Origin of the sequence: Streptomyces sp. CA-294286, assembly GCF_050947155.1 — a bacterium.
Taxonomy (GTDB): domain Bacteria; phylum Actinomycetota; class Actinomycetes; order Streptomycetales; family Streptomycetaceae; genus Streptomyces.
Window position 1 is genome coordinate 1783368 of sequence record NZ_CP192005.1, and the last position, 24148, is coordinate 1807515.

The following is a 24148-nucleotide window of genomic DNA, read 5'->3' on the forward strand; positions in this document are numbered from 1 at the left end:
TCACCAGCCTCCAGGACCGCGAAGTGTTCCACTGGGCCCATGACTTCTGCGATTTCCCGCACATCCGGCAGCCCGACGACCGCACAGCGCGAGAAGGCCGAACTCCTCCACGCCCTGCACCGCACACCCGGCTCCCCGCTCCTGCTCGCCAACGCCTGGGACGTCGCCGGCGCACTGGTCGTCGAGGCGGCCGGAGCGAGCGCCGTTGCCACCACCAGTGCGGGCGTCGCCTGGAGCCTGGGCGCACCGGACGGCGACGTACTCGACCGGCAGCAGGCGCTGGACCTCGTGGCGCGGGTGGCAGGCGCGGTGAAGGTGCCGGTGACGGCGGACATCGAGGGCGGCTTCGCGGACACCGCGGAGGGCGTCGGCGAGACGGTCGCCGCCGTGATCGCGGCGGGCGCGGTCGGCGTCAACCTGGAGGACGGGCACCGTGCGCCCATGGAGCAGGCGGGCCGCATCGCCGCCGCCCGCGAGGCCGCCGACAGGGCCGGCATCCCCCTCTACCTCAACGCCCGCATCGACACCTATCTGTTCGGCATCGGCGAGGAGTCGGACCGGCTGGAGGAGACGATCGGCCGGATGCACGCGTACGTCGGAGCGGGCGCCAGCGGCGTCTTCGTCCCCGGCGTCACCGACCCGGAGACGCTCGCGGCGCTGGTGGCGGCCGTCGACGCACCGCTGAACGTGCTGGTCGGCCCGGGATCCCCGACCGTCGCCGAGTTGGCCGCACTGGGCGTGGCCCGGATCAGCCTGGGCGGGAAGGTGGCAGGCGCGGCGTACGCGGTGGTGCGCCGGGCCACCGAGGAGATGCTGACGTCGGGGACCTACGACTCGGTGGCGGGCGCGATCCCGCACGACGACCTCGACGCACTCTTCGGGAACTGACGGACGCCCCTCTCCGGGGGCGGGCCGCCGTGGGGACGCGTACGTGCGCCCGCCGTCCGGGTCCACGCGGGCCGACTGTCCGCCGGGCCGCGCGGGTGCCGGCTGTCCCCCGGTCTGCGGGTGCCGGCTGTCCCGGGATCCGCGCGCGGGCCGGCTGTCCCGGGGTCCGCGCGCGGGCCGGCTGTGGCCCACGGGCCCGACAGCCGGCCGGCTGCCCCCCGGGCCCGCGCGGGCCGGCTGTGGCCCGGGGCCACGCGGGCCGGCTGTCCCCCCGCGGGCCCCGCGCCGGTGCCGGCGCGCGGGGCCCGTGGGGCAGGGCGCCCCGGGGTCCGCAGGGATCCGCAAAAACCCACGGGCGCCTACCGCGCGCCGAACACCTGCGTCCAGCGGATGCCTCCCGAGGCGTCCGCGATGCCGACGCCGAGTTCCTTGAACGCGCAGTTGAGGATGTTGGCGCGGTGCCCGGGGCTCTTCATCCAGGTGTCCATGACGGCGGCGGGGTTCTTCTGCCCGGCGGCGATGTTCTCCCCGTACGTACTCCACTTGTACCCGGCTGCGGTCACGCGTTCGCCGGGGCCGTCGCCGTCGGGGCTGGTGTGGTCGAAGTAGCCGCGGGCGATCATGTCCTCGGAGTGCCGCTGAGCCGCGGTGCGGAGCAGGGTGTTGCCCTTGACCGGACCGCATCCCGCTTTCGCACGCTCCGAGTTGACCAGGGCGATCACCTCCTGCGCGGGTCCGGCGGGCGGGGCGGGAGGTGCGGGCGGCGGGGCGGGGCGCGTGGGTTCGGCGGCGCGGGTCGGTTTGGCGGGCGGCGGGGCGGCCTTGGACTTCGTCGGGGTCGGGGTCCTGTCGGGCGTCCTGCCGGGGGTGGCAGACCTGGTGGGCGACGCGGTCGTGGGCGAAGGCACGGCGCTGCTGGGCGCCGTGGACGGCGTCGCGCGCGTGTCCGCGTCCGCGTCCGTGCCCGGCAGGACGGGCCCGCCTGTCCGGGCGGCGTCCGCGACGGAGGTTCCGGCCGCGGCGTCGTCCCCGCCGGCGAACCACTGCACGGCTCCGATCCCGCCGCCGACGACCGCCAGCACGGCGACCGCCACCACGACCTGCCGCCGTCGCTGCCGGGTCCGACGCCGGTCGCTGCGCGAGGGGCCGTCACCGTCGGCCGTGCCGCCGGACGTGCGTCTGCCGAGGTCCCCGCCCGGCCCGGAGGCACCCGCGCCCGCGCCGACGAGGGGCTCCGCCCCGGGGGTGTGACCGGGCCTCGGGAGGGAGGTCGCGTCCGCGTACGGAGCCGTGCCGGGGCCCTCGGGGAAGTGCGCATCGGCGTGCGGGTACGGGGCCCCGGCCGGTATCGGCTGGGTGTGCGCTGCGGCGTCCGTCGCGTACGACACCCCGTACGCGTCGTGCGCCCCGGCCGCCGCGGGCCCGCCCCCGTTCCGTACCGCGAGGCTCACCAGCTCCACCAGCACCCCGGCCACCGGCACCAGCCCGAACCCCGCCAGCAGTCCCTCCGCCGGGACCAGCCCGGCCCGGTGGCCCGAGCACGTCGCGCAGTCCTTCGCGTGCCGCGATATTCGCTTCCGCCACAGCGCGGACGGCGTTCCGTCCCACGGTCCGAGCACCTCCCGCAACTGACCGCAGAGCGGCACGGCGGCCAGTGCCCGTACCACCACGCGGGCCGCCTCCAGCTGGGACTTCATCCGCTGCACGCGGACGGCGGTGTGCTCCGGCGCGAGTTCCAGCGCGGTCGCCACCTCGGCCCGGGTCAGCTCGCCGGCGGCCTCCAGCCACCACAGGGACAGCAGGGCCCGGTCGTCGGCGTCCAGCCAGCGGGTCGCCTCGACGGTCTCCTTGCGCTGCCCGCTCAGGCCCATCCGGACGATGGTCAGGCCGACGAAATCGGCTCCCGGGTCGGCGGGCTCGCGCTCCCCGGGCGCGGGGAGGCCGGCGGGCTGCTCGCGGTGCCAGTGCCGCCGCACCTCGTTCATGGCGATCGCCACCAGCCAGGACCGGAAACTCTCCGGGATGCGGAGGGTCGGGAGGTTGGCGAGTGCGCGCAGCATGGTGTCCTGCACGACGTCGTCGACATCGGCGTGACCGTCCAGCGCGCGGCCGACGATGTTGTAGACGAGAGGCAGGTAGGCAGCGACGAGGGCGTCCTGCGCCTGCAAGTCACCGCTCTGCGCCGCTACGACTGTCGCGACTCCGTGGTCCCTGGTCACGGTTTCCCGCCTCTCTCACACCTGCTCGGCCCGCACACGCGTACGTACGGCACGCACACGCATCTTGCTCCACGGAACAGGAGACCGGGGCCGAGATCCCGGATAACAAAAACCCGCCAACGAACTTCCCCCGTCCTTCGGAGGCGGGCAACTCGGCGCGTCCAGGAGTGCCCACCGGCCCCCACCGGATTGCGTCAGGACGCACCGGGGCGGCCACCCGGCCCCGCCACCGAGTCCAGGGCGTATCGGAGCTCCGGTCACGGTGCGGGTGTCAGTCCTCCCGCTGCCCCTCGGCCAACGCCGCGTTCAGCCGTGCCCGAGCCCCCTCAAGCCACCCCCTGCACACCTTCGCCAGCTCCTCCCCGCGCTCCCAGAGGGCAAGTGACTCCTCCAGCGTCGTACCGCCCGCCTCCAGGCGTCGTACGACCTCGATCAACTCGTCCCGAGCCTGCTCGTAGCCCACCTCGGCTCCGGCACCGGCTTCTTCCGTCTTGGCCATGCGATCCACCCTATGTGCGGGGTCCGACAACGACAGCGCAGCTCACCCGCCGCCCCAGCACCCCCGCCCTTCCTCTGCGCCGCCCCAGCACCCCCGCCCTCCTCTGCGCCGCCCCGTCGCTTCCCCCTCTCGTCCCGCCCCCGTCCCCCGTCACTCCCCCTCGCCGCGCGCCGCCGCGACCCGTACCGCGAACTCCCCCTCGAAGACCCGCGCCCTCAGGTCGTCCCCGCCGGACACGTCCTCGGGCGAGCGCACCACCGTCCCGTCACTGCGTTGCAGCACCGCGTACCCCCGTTCCAGCGTGGCGGCCGGCGAGAGCGCCACGACCCGCGCCCGGGTGTGCGACAGCTCGGAGTCGGCCCGGTCCAACAGGTGCCCCAGCGTCCGGCGGCTCCGCGCCACGAACGCGTCCACCTCCGCCTCCCGGTCCTCGACCATCCGTTGCGGCCGCTCCATCACGGGTCTGGCCAGCGCGGACGCGAGGCCGCGCTCCTCCCGGTCGAGGAGTCCCTGCACGATCCGCAGCGCCCGGTCACGGAGCGCCTGGACCCGGTCGAGCTCCTCGCCCACGTCCGGTACGACCTTCTTCGCGGCGTCGGTGGGCGTGGAGGCGCGCACGTCGGCGACCAGGTCCAGCAGCGGCGAGTCCGGCTCGTGCCCGATGGCCGACACGACGGGTGTACGGGTCGCCGACACCGCCCGTACCAACTGCTCGTCGGAGAACGGCAGGAGGTCCTCGACGCTGCCGCCGCCGCGTGCCACGACGATCACGTCGACGTCCGGCAGTGCGTCCAGTTCCCGCACGGCCTGAACGACCTGCGGGACCGCGTGCACGCCCTGCACGGCCACGTTGCGCACCTCGAAGCGGACGGCGGGCCACCGCCGCCGCGCGTTCTCCAGGACGTCCCGCTCCGCGGCGCTGGCACGTCCCGTCACCAGGCCGATCAGCTGCGGAAGGAAGGGCAGGCTCCGTTTCCGGTCGAGCGCGAAGAGGCCCTCCGCGGCCAGGGACTTCTTCAGCTGCTCCAACCGGGCGAGCAGTTCCCCGATGCCCACCGGCTTGATCTCGCTCGCCCGCAGCGACAGCTGCCCGCGTGGCGCGTACCACTCGGGCTTGGCGTGGACGACGACCCGCGCGCCCTCCGACACGACGTCGGCCACCGCGTCGAAGACCTGCCGGTAGCAGGTCACGGCCACGGAGATGTCGTTCGACGGGTCGCGCAGCGTCAGGAACACCACCCCCGCCCCCGGCCGCCGCGAAAGCTGCGTGATCTGTCCCTCGACCCACACGGCGCCGAGCCGGTCGATCCACCCCCCGATCAACCGGGAGACCTCACCGACCGGAAGGGGCGCGTCCGCTGACGTGTTGAGAGCCATGCCCCGAGGCTAGCCCGCAGCACCGACAACGGGGCGGGCCGCCGCGGAGCACGACCTGCTCGGCGGCGACCCGCACGGCCGCGCGGTGCACGAGGTCAACGCGCACCGGCTGCCCGCACCGCCGGTGCGTACGTCGGGGCAACCGGTGGCCGTCCCGCCGCCACCCGGCCCCGCCACCCGGCCCCGACCGCCCCCGGCACCCGGCCCCGACCGCCCCGCACTCCGCTACCTCCGCACCACCCGCCCCCGTTGGGCGAACAGGACCACCAGCCCCACCAGGAGCCACGCCACACCCACCACCTGCGCCGCCCGGCTCGCCTCCACGATGACCGCGACCGCGATCAGCGCACCCACCACCGGGGCGAGGACGTGCCGCCACCACACCGGCGGCCCCGCCTTGCGCCGGACGGCGAACCACCCGACCACCGAGGCGTGCAGCAGGACGAAGGCGGTCAGCGCACCGATGTCGACCACCGACACCAGATGGTCCATCCCGTCCCCCCGCCGGGCCGCCCACACCGCCGCCACCAGCGTCACCACGGCCGCGAGCCCGAGCGCCACCCTCGGCACCCCGGACTTCGCGTCCACCCGCGCCAGTACGCCCGGCAGCCGGCGTTCCCGTGCCATCGCGAACACCAGCCGCCCCGCCGCCGCCTGCCCCGCCAGTGCCGCGAACGCCGCGCCGATGGCCTTGCTCACCGCCACCAGGTCGTGCAGCCACGCCCCCACTGCCCCGTCCACCGCGTCGTAGAAGGCCGTGCCCTGCTTCGACGGGTCGGCCGCCAGTTCGGCCGCCGTCACCGGCGACAGCAGCGCCACCAGGTACGTCTGTACGACGAACAGCACACCGACCAGCGCCAGACACATCAGCACCGCGCGCGCGACCCGCGCCGAGCCCCCCGTCACCTCCTCCGCGAACGAGGCGATCGCGTCGAAGCCCAGGTAGGACAGCACCGCCACCGACACCGCGCCGAGCACCGCCGCCAGCGAGAACGCCCCCATCGACCCGTCGCCGGTCAGCGGCGACAGCCAGTCGCGCTGGGCGCCGTCCCGCAGCAGCACCACGAGCGCGGCCACCACGAACACCAGTAGCACCACGATCTCCAGCGCCAGCACCGCGAAACCGACCCGCGCCGCGGCCCGTACGCCCGTCATGTTCAGCGCGGTGGTCACCAGCACGGCGAGCGCCGTCCACACCCACTGCGACACCGACGGGATCAGGGCGTTCAGCGCGATGCCGGAGAACAGGTACGCCACGGCCGGGATCAGCAGGTAGTCGAGCATCGCCATCCATCCGGCGACGAACCCCGGCCCCTCGCCGAGCCCCGCGCGCGCGTAGGCGAAGACGGAGCCCGCCTGCGGGACCACCCGCACCATCTGCGCGTAGCTGAAGGCGGTGAACGCCATGGCCACCGTCGCGACGACGTAGACGAGCGCGACGGCGCCGTGCGACTTGGCGTCCAGGGTGCCGAAGACGCCGACCGGGGCCATGGGGGCGATGAACAGCAGCCCGTAGACGACGAGATCCCGGAACCCGAGGCTCCTCTTGAGCTGCGGTCGCGCGCCGGGCCTGCCCGCACCACCGGTTTCACCCGGCCGACCACCGGCCTCGCCCCGCCGACCGGGCCCGCCGAACCCGGCGGCCCCACCGGCACCCGCGGCGTCGGCAGCACCTGTGGCCTCCGTCGCCCCTGCCGCCCCGGTCGTACCTTCGGTCCCGTCAGGGCTCCTCGCCATCGTTCCTCCGTACGCGAGTCGATCAACCATCCCAGTGTTCCCCCGCGGGCGATCTTTGGCCTCCCGGACACGGCCTTACGATGGGGAGCATGACTTCCTCCCGCCCGTCACCCGCCGCCCCGAGTGGAGACGCTGCGCGCCGCAGTGACAAGCGTGTCCTGCTCGCCGCCCCCCGTGGCTACTGCGCGGGCGTGGACCGCGCCGTCATCGCCGTCGAGAAGGCCCTTGAGCAGTACGGTGCGCCGATCTACGTCCGGCACGAGATCGTTCACAACAAGTACGTCGTGCAGACCCTGGAGAAGAAGGGCGCGATCTTCGTCGAGCAGACCGCGGAGGTCCCGGAGGGCTCCATCGTGATGTTCTCCGCGCACGGCGTCGCCCCGACGGTCCACGCCGAGGCCGCCGAGCGGAAACTCGCCACGATCGACGCCACCTGCCCCCTGGTCACCAAGGTGCACAAGGAGGCCGTCCGGTACGCCAAGGACGACTACGACATCCTGCTGATCGGCCACGAGGGCCACGAGGAGGTCATCGGCACCTCCGGCGAGGCCCCCGACCACATCACCCTGGTCGACGGCCCGGAGGACGTGGAGAACGTCACCGTGCGCGACGAGTCGAAGGTCGTCTGGCTCTCCCAGACCACTCTCTCCGTCGACGAGACGATGGAGACGGTCGACGCCCTGAAGTCCAAGTTCCCCAACCTCCTCTCCCCTCCCAGCGACGACATCTGCTACGCCACCCAGAACCGTCAGATCGCGGTGAAGAAGCTGGCCGAGGACGCCGAACTCGTCATCGTCGTGGGCTCCAAGAACTCCTCGAACTCCATCCGGATGGTCGAGGTCGCCCTGGACGCCGGCGCCCCCGCCGCCCACCTGGTCGACTTCGCCTCGGAGATCGACGAATCCTGGCTGGAGGGCGTGACGACGGTCGGCCTGACCTCGGGCGCCTCGGTGCCGGACGTCCTCGTCGACGGCGTGCTGGAGTGGCTCGCCGAGCGCGGCTACGCGGACGTCGAGACCGTCAAGACGGCCGACGAGTCGATCACCTTCTCGCTCCCCAAGGAGCTCCGCCGCGACCTGCGCGCGGAGGCCGCCTCCCTCGGCAGCAAGTAGCCGGACGCCGGGCTCTCCGCCCGGTTGTCGGTGGTGCGTCGTACGGTGGTGTCCATGAACGTGTTCGGAGTGGACATCGGCGGTTCCGGCATCAAGGGCGCTCCCGTGGACCTGGAGCGGGGCGACCTCGCCGAGCCGCGGCACAAGGTACTGACCCCGCACCCGGCCACGCCGGACAGCGTGATCGGCGGCGTGAAGGAGGTCGTCGACCACTTCGGCTGGTCGGGGCCGGTGGGCATCACCTTCCCCGGCGTCGTCACGGACGGCGTCACCCGTACGGCCGCCAACGTCGACAAGGGCTGGGTGGACCTCAACGCCCAGGCCGTGCTCGGCGAGCGGCTCGGCATGCCGGTCACCGTGCTGAACGACGCGGACGCCGCGGGCGTCGCCGAGATGACGTTCGGCGCGGGCGCGGGCCGCCAGGGCACGGTCTTCCTGCTCACCTTCGGCACCGGGATCGGCAGCGCCCTCTTCCTCGACGGCAAACTCGTCCCGAACACCGAGCTGGGCCACCTGGAACTCCACGGCCACGAGGCCGAGAAGCGCGCCTCCACGAAGGCCAAGGAGGACGAGGACCTGAGCTGGGAGCACTGGGCGAAGCGCGTCACCAAGTACCTGGCGCACCTGGAGATGCTCTTCTCGCCGTCCCTGTTCATCATCGGCGGCGGCGTCAGCCGCAAGGCGGAGAAGTTCCTGCCCCTCATCGAGGGCATCCGCGCGGAGATCGTCCCGGCCCAGCTCCAGAACAACGCGGGAATCGTGGGCGCGGCCATGGCAGCCGTTAAGCGCTAGCTTCGCCGCCCCCGTGCGACAGCGGGGACGCGCGCGTAGTCAAGACCCTCGGCTGCCGGGCGGGGGCTGGCCGGGACGCCCAGTCGCCGGGCAGGGTCCGGGACCCCACGTCACCGCGCCCGACGTCACCCCCCGGCCGCCGCGCCTGGGCGGCCCGGACGCCCGGTCGCCGCGCGGGAAAGGGCGTCATCCCCCGTCACCGCGCAGAGAGCGGCGCTTCTCAGTCGCCGTGCGTCAGTCGCCGTGCGGCGGCCGCTGAGGCTGTACGCCCGGTCGCCGCCGTACCCGCGGGGGTCGTCGTACGCCCGGCGCCTGCGCTCGTACGACGGCGGGGGCGACCGGCACGGCGGCGGAACCGGCACGCGCCGCGGCCCGCTTGCCCGCCATCTGCCGGACCTTCCGCACGCTCGCGATGAGACCGGCCACCAGCGTGCCGCCGTACAGCCAGCCCGCGTGCACGGCGAGTGCCGTGACGACCGCCATCAGCCGGCTGCCCACCCCGTCGGAACCGCCGGCGATGGGCAGCAGCCCGCAGGCGAAGGCGATCGGCACGGCGATGGGCGCGGTGACGAGGTCCGCGGTCCGCACCCACAGCGCGGTCAGCGCACAGACCGGCAGGAAGAGCACCCCGTAGACGACCGGCGAGCCGTCGAACAGCAGCCTGTCCAGACAGCCCAGCACGAACATGGTCACGGAGGCGAAGAGTCCTCCGCCGAGGCCGGTCAGCCGGGGATTGGGCAGCCGTCGCAGCGCCGACACCACCGGCGCGACCGGCCGCTCGGGGCGGCCGGAGCCCCGGTACGCGGTCGCGGTCTCGGCGGAGACCTCCTCCACGGCGATGCGGTGCGGCCTGCGCTGCGAGGGGCGCTGGCCGCCGGGGCGGGGTCGGGTCCTGGGTTGCTCCACCGGACCAACGTAGGTCGCCGGGCACGTGAATTCGCGGCTTGGACACGCGTTTTGGCCGACCTTGGGGTTGAGTTCGACGGCGTACGCCCGTGGGCCGGGTGGCCGGCGCCCCGGCGGAGCCCGGCAGCGTACCGAAGCGTCGGCCCTCCTCCCGTACGACGCCCCCGCACCCCGCCCGTAAACTGGGAGACCGGTCGGCCCGCCCCGGGCCGCAACCAGCTCCTCTCTCTCCGCTACGGGAAGTCGCCAACGTGTCGCTCACGATCGGAATCGTCGGCCTGCCGAATGTCGGCAAGTCGACCCTTTTCAACGCCCTGACCAAGAACGACGTGCTGGCGGCCAACTACCCGTTCGCCACCATCGAGCCGAACGTGGGCGTCGTGGGCGTCCCGGACCCCCGCCTCGCGGTCCTCGCCGGCATCTTCGACTCCCAGAAGATCCTCCCCGCCACGGTCGACTTCGTCGACATCGCGGGGATCGTGCGCGGCGCGTCCGAGGGCGAGGGCCTGGGCAACAAGTTCCTCGCGAACATCCGCGAGTCCGACGCGATCTGCCAGGTCATCCGCGCCTTCAAGGACGAGAACGTCGTCCACGTCGACGGCAAGGTGTCCCCCAAGGACGACATCGAGACGATCAACACCGAGCTGATCCTCGCCGACCTCCAGTCCGTCGAGAAGGCGGTGCCCCGCCTCACCAAGGAGTCCCGCCTCCAGAAGGAGAAGGTCGCCGTCCTCGCCGCAGTCGAGAAGGCCAAGGCCATCCTCGAAACCGGCCAGACCCTCTTCTCCGCCGGCATCACCAAGGGCACCGAGCAGGGCGACCTCCTCCACGAGCTGCACCTGCTGACCACCAAGCCCTTCCTCTACGTCTTCAACGTCGACGAGGACGAGCTGGTCGACGAGGACTTCAAGAACGAGCAGCGCGCCCTCGTCGCCCCTGCCGAAGCGATCTTCCTCAACGCCAAGATCGAGTCCGAGCTCATCGAACTCGACGACGAGGAGGCCCTCGAACTCCTCCAGTCGATGGGCCAGGAGGAGCCCGGCCTCGCCACCCTCGGCCGCGTCGGCTTCGCCACCCTCGGCCTCCAGACCTACCTCACGGCAGGCCCCAAGGAGACCCGCGCCTGGACCATCCCGAAGGGCGCCACGGCCCCGGAGGCGGCCGGTGTGATCCACACCGACTTCCAGAAGGGCTTCATCAAGGCCGAGGTCATCTCCTTCGCCGACCTGGTCGAAACCGGCTCGGTCGCCGAAGCCCGCGCCAAGGGCAAGGCCCGCATGGAGGGCAAGGAGTACGTCATGCAGGACGGGGACGTGGTGGAGTTCCGCTTCAATGTGTAGCGGGTGACATAACACCACGTCGCTGATCTGGCAAACGTGCAGGTCAGATGGGGTCCGACTCTTCGGAGTCGGGCCCTTTGTTTTTCCCGTACTGGGATGGTGCTGGGATAGCTGATCCCTCGTCACCTGTCGTCATCCCTGGTCATCCGTACCGTGCTGGGATCGTGTTGGGATGGGATGGGATGGGATGGGGGTGCCCGTGCTGGGATTTGTGCGAGCGGGGCGTTGACCGAGCTGTGAAGATAGTGCGGACGTGGCACTTTTCCTACTCGTTTGACACAATCGGGGACATGGCTGAGGCGACGTACAGCATCGGGGAAGGGCCAGCGACGCGGGTGAGCTTGTCGCTGCCGGAGGGGACCGCGGAGGCGATCCGGGCTCGGGTGGGCAAGCGGGAGTTCTCCGCGTTCATCGCCGAGGCGGTCGAGCGTGAGCTGCGCGGGCAGGTCCTGGACGAGTACCTGGCGGACTACGAGAGCCGCAAGGGGCCGGTCTCCGAGCCGGCTCGTCAGCGGGCGCGGCAGGTCTTCGACGAGGTGTTCACCGAGGAGGCCGAGTGGCCCGCCGCAGGCTGAGTCACGAGGGGACGCTCGTCCTCGACAGCGAGGGACTCTCGAAGCTGCTCGCTGACGAAGAACAGGTGGTGGCTCTGATCGCTGAGGCGCGCTCGCGCGGCATGGAGGTCGTGATCAGTGCGCTCACCATCATCGAGGCCGTCCACGCCCGTACGAACAAGTCACGCCTGAACTGGGTGCTTTCCGGGCTGCGGGTCGTCCCGGTCGGTGACGAGGAGGCGAGGGCTGCCTCGAAGTTGCTGATGAATGCCGGGTTGCACGGACACGAGTACGCGATCGATGCGGCCGTCGCCGAGGCCGCGCTGCGACAGCACCGCCCCGTGGTCATGCTGACTTCCGATATTGACGACATGGCCAAGCTGTGCGGCGAGCGGGTCCGGCTCGTGGCGGTGTGATTTCCCTTGGTCCGGCTCAGTAGGAGCGGGGTCCGTAGGGGCTCCAGTGACCGAGGAGGGGCTTGAGGTCGTCGCCGCTGGGTTTCGGCGGCGTGGGCAGTTTCGGCGCTGAGGCCGATTCGGTGAGGCTCTGGAGGTGCGCGTCCGCGAACGCGAGCCACGCCTCGACCTCGGTCCGCTCCTGCCCGGGCGGAAGTGATGTGGCATGGACGCCTACTGCTGCGACGTATTCAGTCAGGCGCCTGGCCTGGTACCAGGTGTCTGCCTGTTCTCCGCGTACAGGGTTGCTCGCCGATCGGGAAGCTGATCAACCAGTCGAGGTCGTGCTCCCGGCTCTGATCGAGGCACCCTCGACGCGCTCCAGCATTTTGATGCCATTTCTTAGTCCCAATTGATATCGCGCAGTGTGCGCCCCGACCGAGTATGAGGTTCTGTTCTCGGCGCGCGGAAAGCCCGAGGCGCTGCGCCTGCGTACCCTGCTCCGTGGTTTCGACCACTTGCCCTGCAACGACGAGGAGTTCGAGCAGGCGCTCGCGATCCAGGCGCTGGCGCTGAACGCTGGCTTTCACCGGGCGCTGTCGCTGGCCGACGTCCTCATCGCGGCAACCGCAGAACGGCACGGGGCCACGGTCCTGCACTACGACGGCGACTTCGACATGATCGCCTCGGTGAGCGGGGTACAAGCCGAGTGGGTCGTGGAGCCGGCACCGCCGACTGACCGGGAAAGCCGCATGCCGTGCCAGCGAGTGCCTCAATGGTCTGCATTTCCGCAGGTCAGAAGTTCCACTTTGATGTGCAGTCGATTTCCAGTGCAACCTCTGGCGCGAAGAAACAGGGAGATACTGAATGGCTGATGTCACCTTTCTGAACCAGTCGACAAGTACGGTCCCGCTCTTTATGCGGTGTCGCGATCGGCTCTGAGGTCCCACTTCGATGAGTTGTCGCAAGCGGATCTCGAAGACCTCAATTGCGATCGGGTGGTCGTCACCTTTCGGCAGCTCGCTGAGCTCGCTCGCCTGCACCGAGACAAGGGATCGCGCGGAGATGGGTTTGAGTGGGCCGTTCACGAGGTGATTGTCGGCGGTGAGCCACGCGTTGTCGATCTGGTCAGCGAATCTCTCAGGAAGGTGAGTTCTACGTCATTCGCCGCCTTGGACAGGCCAACTTCCCTGATGTTCGGGCACGAGCGGGCACGCCATCTCGGGTTCACTGATGTTGTTGTCAACAATGCGAGTGGTGAGGCGGTGTTGCTGCCTGACGGCTCAGGTTGCCCCTTCGCATGTGGATCCGGGGTGCCGATCGCTGCTCGTGGCGTCGCCGCCGAAGCTCAGCTTCGGGACCGGATCAAGAAGGTGTGGAAGACTGATTGCGCCGAGGCCGTCGTTCGAGAAGCTCGATTGAACTCGCAGTGACACGCCATCGTCCTGTCTGCGGGAAGCTGAACCTCCCGTGGTGTGCTTGGCCACCGGGACATTCGTGAGCGCTGGACCCTGAGCGTCAAGGGGCAGGCGAACCCCTTCTTGCGGATCCATCGAGGGACACCTGCTGCCCAGCGCGTGGGGCCGTTGCAGGCAAGTGCGTCACGCCATGCGGCCACCCCCTCGACGATGCGTCCCACCTCTCGAAGGGTGCGAGCTGGACTGGTCGAGTTCGCAGGTCGGACGGGTGCGACCCAAGTGGGGGGTCGGCCCGTTCGCGTATCCGTCGCTGGGTTCTTGGCTGGACGATCTGACGTCTCGCCACCTGTCGCCGGACGAGGGGCGCGGGCCGCGCGGTTCGTCGGGGTGGCGAGGTCGATGCATGCGTTGCGGTGTATCGGCCGGTTCGCCCGAGGCGAAGCCTCCGGGCCCACCGCACCCCCGGTGAGGCGCCCGGGGCCTCCGACTGTTCCGGGGGTCCCGCGTGAATCGCCCATCACATCAGTCAGCAACTGAAGTGTCCAGATGTGAAGTTGTACCGGTCACCGGACAACCCCCTAGCCGGATCCTGTTCGATCTGAAAGCGTGAACGCAGTTCCAACGGGGGAACGAGCAAGGAACACCTGTGTGCGTTCCCTCCTGCCCTGACCAATCAGGAGATGATATGACGCACTTGCACCGTATCTCGCCGAACTTCGCACGAATCGCCCCTCCCGCCCCTCCGCTCTGCGACGGGCGGAGACCGGAGCTTTCCCGGCTCACCGTCGGTGCCCTCACGCCGTACCGGTGGGAGGCCTGCTGTTGATCCGCACCCCACGGGCCGGTCTCCCCGACGGCCCCACCCCCTACACCGTGTGGAACGAACCTGGGCTCGCCGCCGTCCCCACCCCGGCGGCATCGGCCGACGCCCCCGCTGAAGAAGATCCGTGCTTCGGCGTCCTCGGGCAGCTCTCGGTCCGCGGCAGGGCCATGTCCGTCACCTCGCCCGTTCGGCGCGCTGTCCTCACCGCGTGTCTGCTCCGGTTCGGACAGCCCATCGGCATCACGGAGTTCAGCGAAATCCTCTGGGACGACCCACCGGTCTCGGCCACGGCGAACCTCCGCAGCCACGTGACCGGACTGCGCAGGGATCTCGACGAGGTAGAGGCGGGCCTCGGCGAACGGATGCGGACCTACCGGGGAGGCCAGTGCGGCTACGGACTGGAGATCGCACCCGGAGAATTCGACCTGACCCGGTTCACCGCGGCGGTCCAGCGTGGCCGGAGCTGGTTGCTGGGCGGCTCCCCGGCATCGGCGGCCGACGCCCTGGAGCAGGCGGTAGGCCTGTGGAGCGGGCCCTTCGGGCAGGACCTCCCGCCCACGCGGTGGTTCGACGCCCACATCGCAGGGCTCAACAACGTCCGGCTGGACGCCTATCAGGACTTCTTCACCGCGTCCGTGCTCGCCGGTCGCACCACCATGCTGGCCTACCGCATAGAGAGCGTGATCGCCGAGGCTCCCTACCGGTACCGCCTGTGGGAGCTGCTCGCGGCGGTGCACTGCCTGCACGGCGACACCGTCAGCACGCTGTCGGTGGCCGAGCGCTGCCAGAAGCTGTTCGCGGAGGAACTGGGGCTCGACCTGCCTCCCGGTATCGAGTCCATGCGCAGCGCGGCGCTCAGCTGGGACCGCGAGGAGGCGCTGCGGCTCGTGGCGTCCTGGGCACAGGTCTCCGCGGATCGGTGCGGGTGCCGAAGACCGTCGCAGGCCCCTTCCACCTGACGCGGAGGCGGTGACCTGGGTCCCGTGGCCGGCCGGCCACCCGGCTCAGGTCACCGCCCACCCGGCTCAGGTCACCGCCCACCCGGCTCAGGTCACGTCCCGCCGGAGCAGGAGCAGCGTGCCCGTGAGACCGCCGACCAGGCTGTAGGCGACGAGCACGGCGGCACCCGTCCAGGGCGCGGGTGCCCCGGCGAAGAGTTCACCAGGCGTGGTCATGACCTGGGACGCGACTCCGGGCAGCAGCACCTGGGCCTGGAGCACCCAGTCCTCCTCCAGGACGAGGTCGTGCAGGGCCTGAAAGGCGAACGCGACGACGACCGAGGACAGGAAGTACAGCACCGCCGCCGTGACGGTGGCGGCGGTCTGGCTGCGGATGAGTACGCCGAGGCCGAAGCCGAACACGCCCCACACCATGTAGGCGGCCAGGTTCAGCAGGACCGCACCGAGCACGTCCCCGCTCCCGAGCCCGGGATCAGCTCCCTGGGAGGACAGGAAGATCCCGCCGACGACGAGGCTGCCCAGCGTGGCCGCCAGCCACAGCCCGGCCGAGGAGATGAGCACCACGACGAGCTTGGCCGTGATGACGCGGCCCCGGCGGGGCGTCGCGAGGAATGTGGCCGTCAGGGTCCGGTAGTGGTATTCGTTCGTCACCAGCAGGACGGCCAGCACTCCCGCCAGCAGCAGCCCGACGGTCTGCCCGGAGGTGTAGAGGGTGGCGGCGATACGGCCGGGAGCTCCCTGTGTCTCCCAGAGGACGCGCATCGAGCCGACCTGCTCGGCCGACATGTCCTCGCGGTCGGTCAGGACCGATCCCGCCAGGTAGTCCTCGAACGGCTGCATGAAGGCGTGGACCTGCCAGCTGTTCCAGAGCGCCAGCAGCACCGCCACGACGGCCATGGCCGCGCCCGCGATCCACCAGGTGGGCAGCGTACGGAGTTTGAGCAGCTCGCTGTGGATCAGGCCCCTCACCGGATCTCCGCCTTTCCTTGCGTGAGTCGCAGGAACGCCTCTTCGAGGTCGGGCGCGTCTTCGGCCAGTTCGTACAGTTCGCCGCCGTGGCCGACCGCCACCGCGGCCACCGCGCCCGCCCCGAGGCCGCTCACGACCAGGAGTCCGTTGTCGGCGGGCGGACGCGTCACGGTCGCACCCGCGGAGGCGAGGGCGGCCGCCAGCTCCGCGGGGCGGGAGGCGCGGACCCGCACGCGGCCCTCGCCCCGTACCCGCTCGGCGATCTCCCGGCTCGACCCCTCGGCCACCAGCCGCCCCTGGCTGATGATCACGAGGTCGTCGGCGGTCTGCCCGACCTCGGATATCAGGTGGCTGGAGACGAGCACGGTACGGCCTTCGGCGGCCAGTGACCGCAGGAGGGCGCGCATCCAGGCGATCCCCTCGGGGTCGAGCCCGTTGGAGGGTTCATCGAGGATGAGGACGGCCGGGTCGCCGAGCAACGCCTGGGCGAGGCTGAGGCGTTGTCGCATGCCGAGGGAGTACTCCTCGTAGCGCCTGCCGCCCGCCCGGGTCAGTCCGACCTGGTCGAGCACCTCGTCGGCCCGTCGGGCGGGCAGGCCCGTCGCCGCGCACTGCACGCGCAGATGGTCGCGACCGGTCCGCCTGCGGTGCGTGCCGGACTCGTCGAGCATCGCCCCGACGGTTCTCAGCGGCTGCTCCAGGTCCCGGTACGCCCGTCCGCCGACGGTCGCGGTCCCGGACGTCGGAGCCGTCAGGCCGAGGAGCATCCGCAGCGTCGTCGTCTTGCCCGCCCCGTTCGGCCCGAGGAAGCCCGTGACGCGTCCGGGTGCGACCGTGAAGGACAGCTCCTCGACCGCCCATCTGCCGTGGTACCGCTTCGACAGGCCGCGGAACTCGACGGTCCGGCCGCCGTCCGGGACCGGCGCACCCTGCACTTGCGGTGGGGTCATGTGCTCTGTTCCTTACGTTCGCGCGGCTGCCGTGCCGGGTGTCCCGGGCGCGGCCGTGGGGGCCGGTGGGTGCGTACGAGGAGACGCCCGCTAGGAGCGTGCGTGCTGGCCGCGGTGGGCGCGCAGGTCCTCCGCCAGGTGCGATCTGCGGGGTCGGCGGCTGCGCAGCAGCCTGCGCCAGTCTGCCCGGGTGTCGTGCATCAGCTGCCGGTGGAAGTAGTTGACGTACTCCGCCACCGCCAGGCCGTACAGCGCCAGGCCGGGGGCCCAGGTGGACGGCGGCCGGCCCGGCACGGCCAGAGCCAGGACCACCAGGCCGGCCACCAGGGCGAGGGCGCACAGCGGACGGAGCGGACGGAACAACCCGATCAGGGGAGGCTGCCGGGCCCCGGTACGCAGTTGGCGCGCCTTCAGCGCCCAGTACCCGGAGCCGATGAGCAGGTGCCCGGCCACCAGGGCGAACCCGGCCGCGTTCGCCGCGCTGACAGGTGCGCCGAGGGCCACGAACACCGCCCAGCCGATCAGGGCGATGTTCGCCGCTTCCAGGAAGGTCAGCGTGCGGAGCCGCTTCAGCAGCGCCGTCCGGGAACGCGTCGTAGGGGTCACTGCTCCAGCATCGCCTGCCGGGCCGGAGCGGGGGGCCGGGAGCGAGGATCGGTCAGTCATGGACGAGTTGTTGGCCGACGAGGGCCGCGTAGGCGCCGCCCAGGGCCACCAGTTCCTCGTGGTCGCCGTCCTCGACGATCCGGCCCCGGTCGATGACCAGGATGCGGTCCGCGTCGCGCACGGTGCTCAGGCGGTGTGCGATGACGATGCGGGTGCAGTCGAGCTCCGAGAGGTTCTCGTGCACGATGGCCTCGGTGGTCGCGTCCAGGTGGCTGGTGGCCTCGTCCAGCAGCAGGACCCTCGGCCGGTGCACGACGGCCCGGGCCAGGGCCACGCGCTGTCGTTGCCCGCCGGAGAGGCCGTTGCCGCCCTCACCCAGGATCGTCTCGTACCCCATGGGCATGTGCGTGATGTCCTCGTGGACGGCCGCGAGGCGGGCCGCCGCGACGACGTCGTCCAGGGTGGCGTCGGGCATGACCAGCGCGATGTTGGTCAGCACCGAGCCGCTGAAGATGTCCGCGTCCTGGGTGACGACACCGCACTGGCGGCGCAGATGGCCGAGGTCGAGTTCGGTCAGCGGGGTGGAACCGTAGGTGACCTCCCCGCCCGTCGGGTCGTAGAGCCCGAGGATGAGCCGGGCCAGGGTCGACTTCCCCGAACCGCTGCTGCCCACGATGGCGATCTTCTCGCCCGGCCGGACGGTGAGGGAGATGTCCGACAGGGCGTCCGGTCCGTCCCCGGAGTAGCTGAAGCTGACGTCGGTGAGGATGATCGGCTCGTTCAGGTCCACCGTCTCAGTGCCCTGCCCCAGGGACTCCGGGGGCTCGTTCAGCACGTCGCGCAACCGGTCGAGGTGGACCCGGATGGTCTGGAACGTCTTGATGCTGCGGCCCAGTTGGGCCACCGGGGCGAGGGCGGCGCCGGCCAGGGCGATGAGCCCGAGCATCGTTCCCAGCGACAGGTTGTGGCTGAACACGAGATACGCGCCGAGTACGAGCATGAGCAGCGGGGCTGCGGTGCCCAGCATGCCCAGGACGCCGTCGATCATGTTGTCCAGCCTGCTCCGGCGTACGGAGGAGTCCAGTTGCTCGGAGAACTTCTGCGACCAGCGGCGCACCACGACGTGTTCGGCGCCGGAGGACTTGACCGTCTCGGCGCCGGTCACCGCCTCCAGGAGCGTGCTCTGCGCCTCCCCGAGCGCCTGGAGCTCGCGTTCGGTGAGCCGCTGAGCGGTCCGGGCGGAGGCGACCATGACCGCGATCTGAACGGTGGCGATGGCGAGGATCGCGGCGACGAACAGCAGGGACTTGAAGCCGATCACCACGAGGTAGACGCCCAGCAGGGCCACGTCGAGGAAGACTGCCAGGAGCTGACTGGAGACGGCGTCACGGACGTACGTCATGCTCGACACCCGGACGAGCAGGTCGCCCCCGGTGCGCAACTGGAAGAACTTGTAGGGCAGGGACATCATGTGTCTGAGGAACGTGCCCATCATCGACCAGTCCATCCGGGTCTGCAGCCACAGCAGCAGCTCCGCCCGGGCCAGCGTCATCAGGGCGTGGCTCACGGTGTACGCGACGAGGCCGGCCGCCAGGATGAGCAGGGTGCCCTCGCTGCGTCCGGGCAGCACACGGTCGACGACGTACGCCGTCAGAAAGGCCGGGAGCAGCCCGAGAAGCGTGAGCGCGGCGGAGGCCCCGATGACGGCGGAGACAACGGAGACGGAACGGGGCAGGAACGGCTTGACGAAGGACCACAGTCCGGCCTCGGCACCGTCGCGGCGTTCGAGCTCTTCGGTCGGCTCCAGCTCCAGCGTCACCCCGGTGAAGGACGCGTCCAGCTCCTCGTAGGTGATGCGCCGCCGCCCGGACGCCGGGTCCACGATGTCGACCCCGCGGCGAGTGAAACGCTCGATGACGACGAAGTGGTTCATGCCCCAGTGCGCGATCAGCGGCAGGGCGAGCCCCCGCAGCGCGTGCGGTTCCGCGCGGAAGGCCCGTACCTTCAGGCCCATTTCGCGGGCCTGACGGGCGATGGAGGCGGCGCTCGCCCCGTCGCGGGAGAGCACCATCCGCTCGCGCAGTTCCGCGACGGCGGTGGAGCGGCCGTGGTAGCCGAGGACCATGGCGAGGGCGGCGACGCCGCACTCCACCGACGTGGACTGGAGCCGCACGGGCACCCTGCGGCGAGTGATGGTCACTGGTTGCCCCTTCCGGTTCCGTCCCAGATGTCCATGACCAGCGGGCGGGTGCCCTGGTCGAGGACCACGGACGCGCCCTCCTCCAGTCCGTCGGCGACGCCGCCGGGAAACTCGACGAGCACCATGGTGACCTGGGCCCCGCCCTGCCCGGCCCGGCTGTCCTTCACCCGGCCTTCGACGGGCCGGCCGTCCACCCGCAGCAGGACGTGGGTGCCCTTCGCCGGCGGGCTGAAGGCGGCGAAGGCCAGCACGCCCTGGCGGCCGTCCGTGCCGGCCAGGGTGCCCGTCGGCCCGACCGGCACCCGCACGATGAGGCCCGCCACGACGGTGACGGCGAGGAGCAGAGCGCCGGCCAGGGCCCAGCGCCAGCGCGGCCGCATCCGTTCGGGGTGGAAGCCGGTACGGGCGACGCCGCGCGGGTTGGCGCGGTAGGCCGCCACCATGCTCGGCCGGTAGACGCCTTCGGCGAGGGCGCCGTCCGGCGAGGCGGCCGGTGGGGGCCCGTTCAGCACGTCTTCCCCCTCGCGTCCGGGGCGGCGAGCGTCAGCAGGTCCGGCACCCGCTCGGGTGCTGCCTTGCGCGCCAGCCCCCAGGCGATGCCGGCCAGCCCGGTCATCAGGCCGGGCGTCTCCACTCCCTTGGGGACCCCGCACAGCCAGCCGTTCTCTCGGCCCTCGTGCAGCAGCGTGTTCCACACCTGAGGCAGCAGTTCGGCGACCTCCGGCTCCTGGTCGGCCCTGCTGCTCGCGTCGATGATGAGCAGGTTGCCGATGTCCCCGTGGCACAGGCTGTGGTTGCCGAGGCCGGACACCGGGTCGAGGTCGAGGCCCGTCGAGATGGCGGCGAGGACCGCCGTGTGCCGGTCGCTCTCGATCAGTTCGGCCAGATCCGGGGCGGTGCGCAGCTCCTGGAAGGCATTGCGGGCCATCGCGATGCCCGGGGCGCCGTGGCACCAGGCGTTCATGACCGTACGTCCGCCGAGGTTGGCCGGCCGCAGGTCGCGCCAGGTGCGCAGCTGCGGGTCGAAGACGGTCCGTTCGTAGGTCAGCGCGTGCCGGACGGCCTCCCCGTACTCCGGGCGGGTGGCGACCTGGTCGAGCCGGGCGAGCGCGTAGGCGATGCCGGAGGCGCCGTGCGAGAAGCCGGCGAGCGGCTGTTCGGGGTTGATGGGGGTGGCCCAGCCCCAGCCCTCGGCTTCTTCCTGCCGGGTGGCGAACAGGCGGTCGGCGCAGCGGGCCGCGATCCGGGCCGCTCCGGTGCCCGGCCGGGCGGTCTCCAGCGCGAGGAGGGCGAGGATCGCGCCCGCCGAGCCGGAGACGATGTCCAGGAGGGGGTCGTCCTCGACGAGTTCGTCGATGGCGGGCAACAGGCTGGTGGCGGCCTCGGCGTACTCGGGCCGGTCGTGGCGTACGGCGGCGTGCGCCAGGGCGTAGATCGCCCCGCCGAACGGTCCGAACGCGCCGATGCCGAACTCGGCGGCGCCCGGCTTCTTCGTCAGGCTCGCCAGCGTCTCGGCGATGAGTACCGACCGCTTGGCCACCTGGTCGAAGGCGGCCTGGGCGAGCTCGTCGGTCCGCTCGTCGCCGGTGACGGCGGCGACGGCGTCCAGGGCGTGCGCGATACCGGCGGTCCCGGTGTAGAGGCCGATCGGCGCGGGCGCGTACTGCCAGTACTTCTCGTCGACCAGGTCCAGTCCGATCCAGCCCAGCCCGTGTTCGTCGCGGACGCACAGGTCCGACAACCGGTGCGCCAGTCGCAGCGCCTCCTCGGCAAAGTCTCCGGGGTCGGCGGCGGCGGCCAGCCGGGGGCGGTGCCAGTTGGGCCACCGGGCGTCGCTCTCGCCCATGGCGGTGGCGGCGACGCACGAGCGGATGACCCGCTCCTGGAAGGCGAGGTCGGCGTCCCCGAGGGCGGCGAGGCGTTCGGTGACGGCGGTGAGCGGCGGGTAGCGGGTGCCGATCGGCGCGCCGTCCAGTCCGCCCCGCAGGGTCCCGGAGTCCGCGTCGACGGTGAACATGGGGATGTCTCCGAGCGTGAGCTCGGCCACCTCGTCCAGGACCATGGCGTTGCGTGACTCCGGCATCTCGACATGGCCGCCGGCCAGCCGGGCGAGGGAGCGGGCATGGTCGAGGCCGTCGCGCAGGAAGTCCGGGTGGGTGCTTTCCAGCAGCAGACGTCCGTAGATGTGGGTCGGCCGGGCGATGAGCCGGGTCCGGACAGCGCCGAAGGCTGCCAACGGGCCCTGGGGGGCGAGCAGTTCGTCCCGGCCGGCTTCCAGCAGCCGGTAGACGTGGGTGAACCCCTCGACGAACGCGTCGACGCGGCCGACCAGGTCGATCGGTTCACCGTCGGCGGTCATCGGGTGGTTGCGCTCGGCGTCCATCTCCATGCGGCGTTTCACCAGTCGCATGCGGTCGGTTCCGCTGTCCTCCCAGGTCGGCACCGGCATGGGCGTCAACTGACCGCCGTGGCCCGCCAGTCCGCTGACGTCCAGGCCGAAGGTGCCGTCCTCGCCCCGCACCAGCAGGTGGTTGGGCAGGATGCCCACGGACTGGACGGAATCGGCGAGGGTGACCGCGGCGATGTCCGTCTCGCCGTCGATCTTGACGACGGCCGCGGTCTTGTCGTTGTGCAACAGCGCCTCCAGGTCGACGAGGACCGGATACTCGCCCGCGGCCAGCACGTTCTCGAAGTGGAAGTCCGTGGCGTGCAGCAGATAGAGGAGCGATGTCAGGGCACCCAGCCGCCAGGCGTAGCGGTCCCCGCCGTCGGCGTCGGTGGTCACGGTGGTGTCGACCTGCTCGACCCAGCCGTGGTCGCCGCGCTCCACGATGCCGATCCGGGCCAGGTCGTGCGGCGGCCGCTGCCGGTTGACCCAGTCCAGGAGTCCGTCGAACGCGGTGTCCATGGCCAGTGAGCGGGGCTTGAAGACCAGGGTGGTGGTGTCGAACTCGACCATGACGACGGAGCGCCCGCGCCGGTGCTTGTCGCCCGCGCCGAACTCCAGCCGCTCCAGCCGCTGGGGCGGTCGCACCCCGAGCAGGTTCTCACGCAGTACGGGCAGATCCGCGACGAGCGCCTCGATCAGCTCGACCCGGGTGTCGATCCAGAAGCGGAGCTGGCCCACGATCAGCCGCGCCAGGACCGGGTATTCGTCCCACAGGGCGAGGGCGTTGTCCTCCGACCGCAGCAGCTCCACATAGGCGGAGAAGCGCTCCTCGGGGGTTTCGCCGCCGAGACGGTCCTCGACTCGGGCGATGTTGAGTTCGAGGACGAGGGTCCGCTGCACCTGGCTGAGCAGGTCGGCGGCCGGGGCGGTCGCGCGGACGACGTCGAGGATGTGGCCGGGGTCGGCCATGACGGGGTCGTCGCTGGCCCGTACGCGTTCCTCGACGAGCGCGTCGAGTTCGTGGACGGCGCCCTCCACAAGGGGGCGGATCACTTCCAGCAGACCCATGTCGGGGTCCAGGCGGCGGGTGGCGGCGGTGGTGGCCATGCCCTCGGTCCACCAGCGGGTGAACGTCCGGTGCCAGGCGGGTTCGTCCGACAGGCGGGCGGCGAGGGAGGCGTCGCTCTCGCCGAGCAGAGCGGTCAGCCGGTCGGCGTCGACGCCCAGCGGTGCCAGCCGTGCGTCCAGGGTGGCGCGCTCACCGGTCAGGGGCGCCAGTTCACGCCAGGTACCGAGGCGCTTCTCGCCACGCACCGGGTCGGACTGCGACGGAGTCCCGCCGAGCCGCTCGCTCAGGGTGGCGGCCCGGTGCCAGGGGAGGTGGGCCCGGACCGGCCGGCCGGTGGGGTGCTCGCTTGCGACGTCAGGCATTCCGCTCTTTCCCTCCTGGGGCATGAGACGTGACCGGCAGGGGCGGGCGTCCGCGCACCCCTGCCGGTCACGCCGTTTCTTCGGTACGCTGCTAGTTCTTGCAGGGCTTGCCGGGGTTGCAGGCGAGACCGCATACGGTCCAGCCCGAATACCACGGCAGGCACGAGCAGCACCCGAGAGTGCCGAGAACTCCGGAGCCCGCTCCGTTGATCTCGGTCAGCTCCTCGTCGGTGATTGCGGTGAGGCCTTCGCCCGACGGATGGGCGGGGGCCTCACTCCCGAGGGACAACCGGTAGTCGGTGTCCTTCCAGGACCGGACTATGTCCACGAACATCACTCCTTGTGAAGAATCCGGGGGGGTCAGCAGCAACCACGCGTGCCCATGCTGCAGCTGCCGCAGAGGGTCCCGGTCGGGGAGCACACCGTGACGGTCAGAGTGACCGTGGCGCACGCCCACGTGGTCCCGCCCGCGACGCCGTCGAGCTGATCGTCTGCCAGCTCCACGAGGCCGGCCGGGTTGGCGGGAGCCTCGCTGAGGGTGGCCCGGTACTCGGGGTCCTTCCATGCGCGAACAAGGTTCATTT

The 24148-nt window shown here is 71.4% G+C and carries 22 protein-coding genes; 9 read left to right on the forward strand and 13 right to left on the reverse strand.

Annotation, left to right across the window (positions count from 1 at the left end; all coding sequences use genetic code 11):
- The first annotated feature begins 39 nt into the window (after positions 1-39).
- A complete protein-coding gene (locus tag ACQPZG_RS12450) occupies positions 40-888 on the forward strand; it encodes an isocitrate lyase/PEP mutase family protein (protein WP_433545870.1) in 849 nt (282 codons plus the stop codon).
- Positions 889-1247: 359 nt separating this feature from the next.
- On the opposite strand, the gene ACQPZG_RS12455 is transcribed toward ACQPZG_RS12450, so the two are convergent.
- The 4 genes from ACQPZG_RS12455 to ACQPZG_RS12470 form a co-directional block, all read right to left on the reverse strand.
- Positions 1248-3107, reverse strand: a complete 1860-nt coding sequence (locus tag ACQPZG_RS12455; RefSeq protein ID WP_433545871.1) for a sigma-70 family RNA polymerase sigma factor — start codon at positions 3105-3107, stop codon at positions 1248-1250.
- 271 nt (positions 3108-3378) lie between these two features.
- Complete coding sequence (locus ACQPZG_RS12460; RefSeq protein WP_433545872.1) at positions 3379-3606, reverse strand: exodeoxyribonuclease VII small subunit; 228 nt, start codon at positions 3604-3606, stop codon at positions 3379-3381.
- A 150-nt stretch (positions 3607-3756) separates the two neighbouring features.
- Positions 3757-4983 carry an exodeoxyribonuclease VII large subunit gene (xseA, locus tag ACQPZG_RS12465; protein WP_433545873.1) on the reverse strand — a complete coding sequence of 409 codons (1227 nt, stop codon included), beginning with the start codon at positions 4981-4983 and terminating at the stop codon, positions 3757-3759.
- 225 nt (positions 4984-5208) lie between these two features.
- Positions 5209-6720 carry an APC family permease gene (locus ACQPZG_RS12470; RefSeq protein ID WP_433545874.1) on the reverse strand — a complete coding sequence of 504 codons (1512 nt, stop codon included), beginning with the start codon at positions 6718-6720 and terminating at the stop codon, positions 5209-5211.
- An 89-nt stretch (positions 6721-6809) separates the two neighbouring features.
- Here ACQPZG_RS12470 and ACQPZG_RS12475 point away from each other — a divergent pair, with 89 nt between their 5' ends.
- Together ACQPZG_RS12475 and ppgK are read left to right on the forward strand one after the other, a co-directional pair.
- A complete protein-coding gene (locus ACQPZG_RS12475) occupies positions 6810-7832 on the forward strand; it encodes a 4-hydroxy-3-methylbut-2-enyl diphosphate reductase (protein ID WP_433545875.1) in 1023 nt (340 codons plus the stop codon).
- Positions 7833-7886: 54 nt separating this feature from the next.
- The gene (gene ppgK / locus ACQPZG_RS12480; RefSeq protein ID WP_433545876.1) at positions 7887-8624 is read left to right on the forward strand and encodes a polyphosphate--glucose phosphotransferase; all 738 of its coding nucleotides are present in this window, start codon (positions 7887-7889) and stop codon (positions 8622-8624) included.
- Positions 8625-8858: 234 nt separating this feature from the next.
- On the opposite strand, the gene ACQPZG_RS12485 is transcribed toward ppgK, so the two are convergent.
- Positions 8859-9458 (reverse strand): DUF6542 domain-containing protein, encoded by a 600-nt coding sequence (locus ACQPZG_RS12485; protein WP_433549373.1) that lies wholly within the window; start codon positions 9456-9458, stop codon positions 8859-8861.
- Between the two features lie 323 nt (positions 9459-9781).
- On the opposite strand from ACQPZG_RS12485, the gene ychF reads away from it, so the two are divergent.
- From ychF to ACQPZG_RS12515, 6 genes are all read left to right on the forward strand, one after another.
- The gene (gene ychF, locus ACQPZG_RS12490; RefSeq protein WP_433545877.1) at positions 9782-10870 is read left to right on the forward strand and encodes a redox-regulated ATPase YchF; all 1089 of its coding nucleotides are present in this window, start codon (positions 9782-9784) and stop codon (positions 10868-10870) included.
- Between the two features lie 290 nt (positions 10871-11160).
- Entirely contained in the window at positions 11161-11445 is a 285-nt protein-coding gene (locus tag ACQPZG_RS12495; RefSeq protein ID WP_319143829.1) for a hypothetical protein, read from the forward strand.
- Positions 11427-11840, forward strand: a complete 414-nt coding sequence (locus tag ACQPZG_RS12500; protein ID WP_433545878.1) for a DNA-binding protein — start codon at positions 11427-11429, stop codon at positions 11838-11840. Before ACQPZG_RS12495 ends, ACQPZG_RS12500 begins: the two co-directional genes overlap by 19 nt.
- Positions 11841-12244: 404 nt before the next feature.
- The gene (locus ACQPZG_RS12505) at positions 12245-12694 is read left to right on the forward strand and encodes a PIN domain nuclease (RefSeq protein ID WP_433545879.1); all 450 of its coding nucleotides are present in this window, start codon (positions 12245-12247) and stop codon (positions 12692-12694) included.
- Positions 12695-12778: 84 nt separating this feature from the next.
- Positions 12779-13252 (forward strand): hypothetical protein, encoded by a 474-nt coding sequence (locus ACQPZG_RS12510; RefSeq protein WP_433545880.1) that lies wholly within the window; start codon positions 12779-12781, stop codon positions 13250-13252.
- Positions 13253-14059: 807 nt separating this feature from the next.
- Positions 14060-15019 carry an AfsR/SARP family transcriptional regulator gene (locus ACQPZG_RS12515; protein ID WP_433545881.1) on the forward strand — a complete coding sequence of 320 codons (960 nt, stop codon included), beginning with the start codon at positions 14060-14062 and terminating at the stop codon, positions 15017-15019.
- 87 nt (positions 15020-15106) lie between these two features.
- Here ACQPZG_RS12515 and ACQPZG_RS12520 read toward each other — a convergent pair whose 3' ends face one another.
- The 8 genes from ACQPZG_RS12520 to ACQPZG_RS12555 all read right to left on the reverse strand — a co-directional run bounded on the left by ACQPZG_RS12520 (position 15107) and on the right by ACQPZG_RS12555 (position 24146).
- The gene (locus tag ACQPZG_RS12520; protein ID WP_433545882.1) at positions 15107-15988 is read right to left on the reverse strand and encodes an ABC transporter permease subunit; all 882 of its coding nucleotides are present in this window, start codon (positions 15986-15988) and stop codon (positions 15107-15109) included.
- Entirely contained in the window at positions 15985-16938 is a 954-nt protein-coding gene (locus tag ACQPZG_RS12525) for an ABC transporter ATP-binding protein (RefSeq protein WP_433545883.1), read from the reverse strand. The genes ACQPZG_RS12520 and ACQPZG_RS12525 overlap by 4 nt, the downstream gene beginning before the upstream one ends.
- 90 nt (positions 16939-17028) lie before the next feature.
- Positions 17029-17544, reverse strand: a complete 516-nt coding sequence (locus tag ACQPZG_RS12530) for a multidrug transporter (protein WP_433545884.1) — start codon at positions 17542-17544, stop codon at positions 17029-17031.
- A 52-nt stretch (positions 17545-17596) separates the two neighbouring features.
- Positions 17597-19744: a peptidase domain-containing ABC transporter gene (locus ACQPZG_RS12535; RefSeq protein ID WP_433545885.1), complete on the reverse strand. Its 2148-nt coding sequence runs from the start codon at positions 19742-19744 to the stop codon at positions 17597-17599.
- Entirely contained in the window at positions 19741-20256 is a 516-nt protein-coding gene (locus ACQPZG_RS12540; protein ID WP_433545886.1) for a hypothetical protein, read from the reverse strand. The genes ACQPZG_RS12535 and ACQPZG_RS12540 overlap by 4 nt, the downstream gene beginning before the upstream one ends.
- Positions 20250-23564 carry a type 2 lanthipeptide synthetase LanM family protein gene (locus tag ACQPZG_RS12545; protein WP_433545887.1) on the reverse strand — a complete coding sequence of 1105 codons (3315 nt, stop codon included), beginning with the start codon at positions 23562-23564 and terminating at the stop codon, positions 20250-20252. Before ACQPZG_RS12545 ends, ACQPZG_RS12540 begins: the two co-directional genes overlap by 7 nt.
- Positions 23565-23655: 91 nt before the next feature.
- Positions 23656-23898 (reverse strand): mersacidin/lichenicidin family type 2 lantibiotic, encoded by a 243-nt coding sequence (locus ACQPZG_RS12550; RefSeq protein WP_433545888.1) that lies wholly within the window; start codon positions 23896-23898, stop codon positions 23656-23658.
- A gap of 26 nt (positions 23899-23924) precedes the next feature.
- Complete coding sequence (locus ACQPZG_RS12555; protein ID WP_006126649.1) at positions 23925-24146, reverse strand: mersacidin/lichenicidin family type 2 lantibiotic; 222 nt, start codon at positions 24144-24146, stop codon at positions 23925-23927.
- Positions 24147-24148: the final 2 nt, after the last annotated feature.

Coding starts and splice junctions, on each gene's coding strand:
- ACQPZG_RS12450 (WP_433545870.1), top strand. CDS start 40: ATGACTTCTGCGATTTCCCGCACATCCGGCAGCCCGACGACCGCACAG.
- ACQPZG_RS12460 (WP_433545872.1), bottom strand. CDS start 3,606: ATGGCCAAGACGGAAGAAGCCGGTGCCGGAGCCGAGGTGGGCTACGAG.
- xseA (WP_433545873.1), bottom strand. CDS start 4,983: ATGGCTCTCAACACGTCAGCGGACGCGCCCCTTCCGGTCGGTGAGGTC.
- ACQPZG_RS12470 (WP_433545874.1), bottom strand. CDS start 6,720: ATGGCGAGGAGCCCTGACGGGACCGAAGGTACGACCGGGGCGGCAGGG.
- ACQPZG_RS12475 (WP_433545875.1), top strand. CDS start 6,810: ATGACTTCCTCCCGCCCGTCACCCGCCGCCCCGAGTGGAGACGCTGCG.
- ppgK (WP_433545876.1), top strand. CDS start 7,887: ATGAACGTGTTCGGAGTGGACATCGGCGGTTCCGGCATCAAGGGCGCT.
- ACQPZG_RS12495 (WP_319143829.1), top strand. CDS start 11,161: ATGGCTGAGGCGACGTACAGCATCGGGGAAGGGCCAGCGACGCGGGTG.
- ACQPZG_RS12525 (WP_433545883.1), bottom strand. CDS start 16,938: ATGACCCCACCGCAAGTGCAGGGTGCGCCGGTCCCGGACGGCGGCCGG.
- ACQPZG_RS12545 (WP_433545887.1), bottom strand. CDS start 23,564: ATGCCTGACGTCGCAAGCGAGCACCCCACCGGCCGGCCGGTCCGGGCC.
- ACQPZG_RS12550 (WP_433545888.1), bottom strand. CDS start 23,898: ATGTTCGTGGACATAGTCCGGTCCTGGAAGGACACCGACTACCGGTTG.
- ACQPZG_RS12555 (WP_006126649.1), bottom strand. CDS start 24,146: ATGAACCTTGTTCGCGCATGGAAGGACCCCGAGTACCGGGCCACCCTC.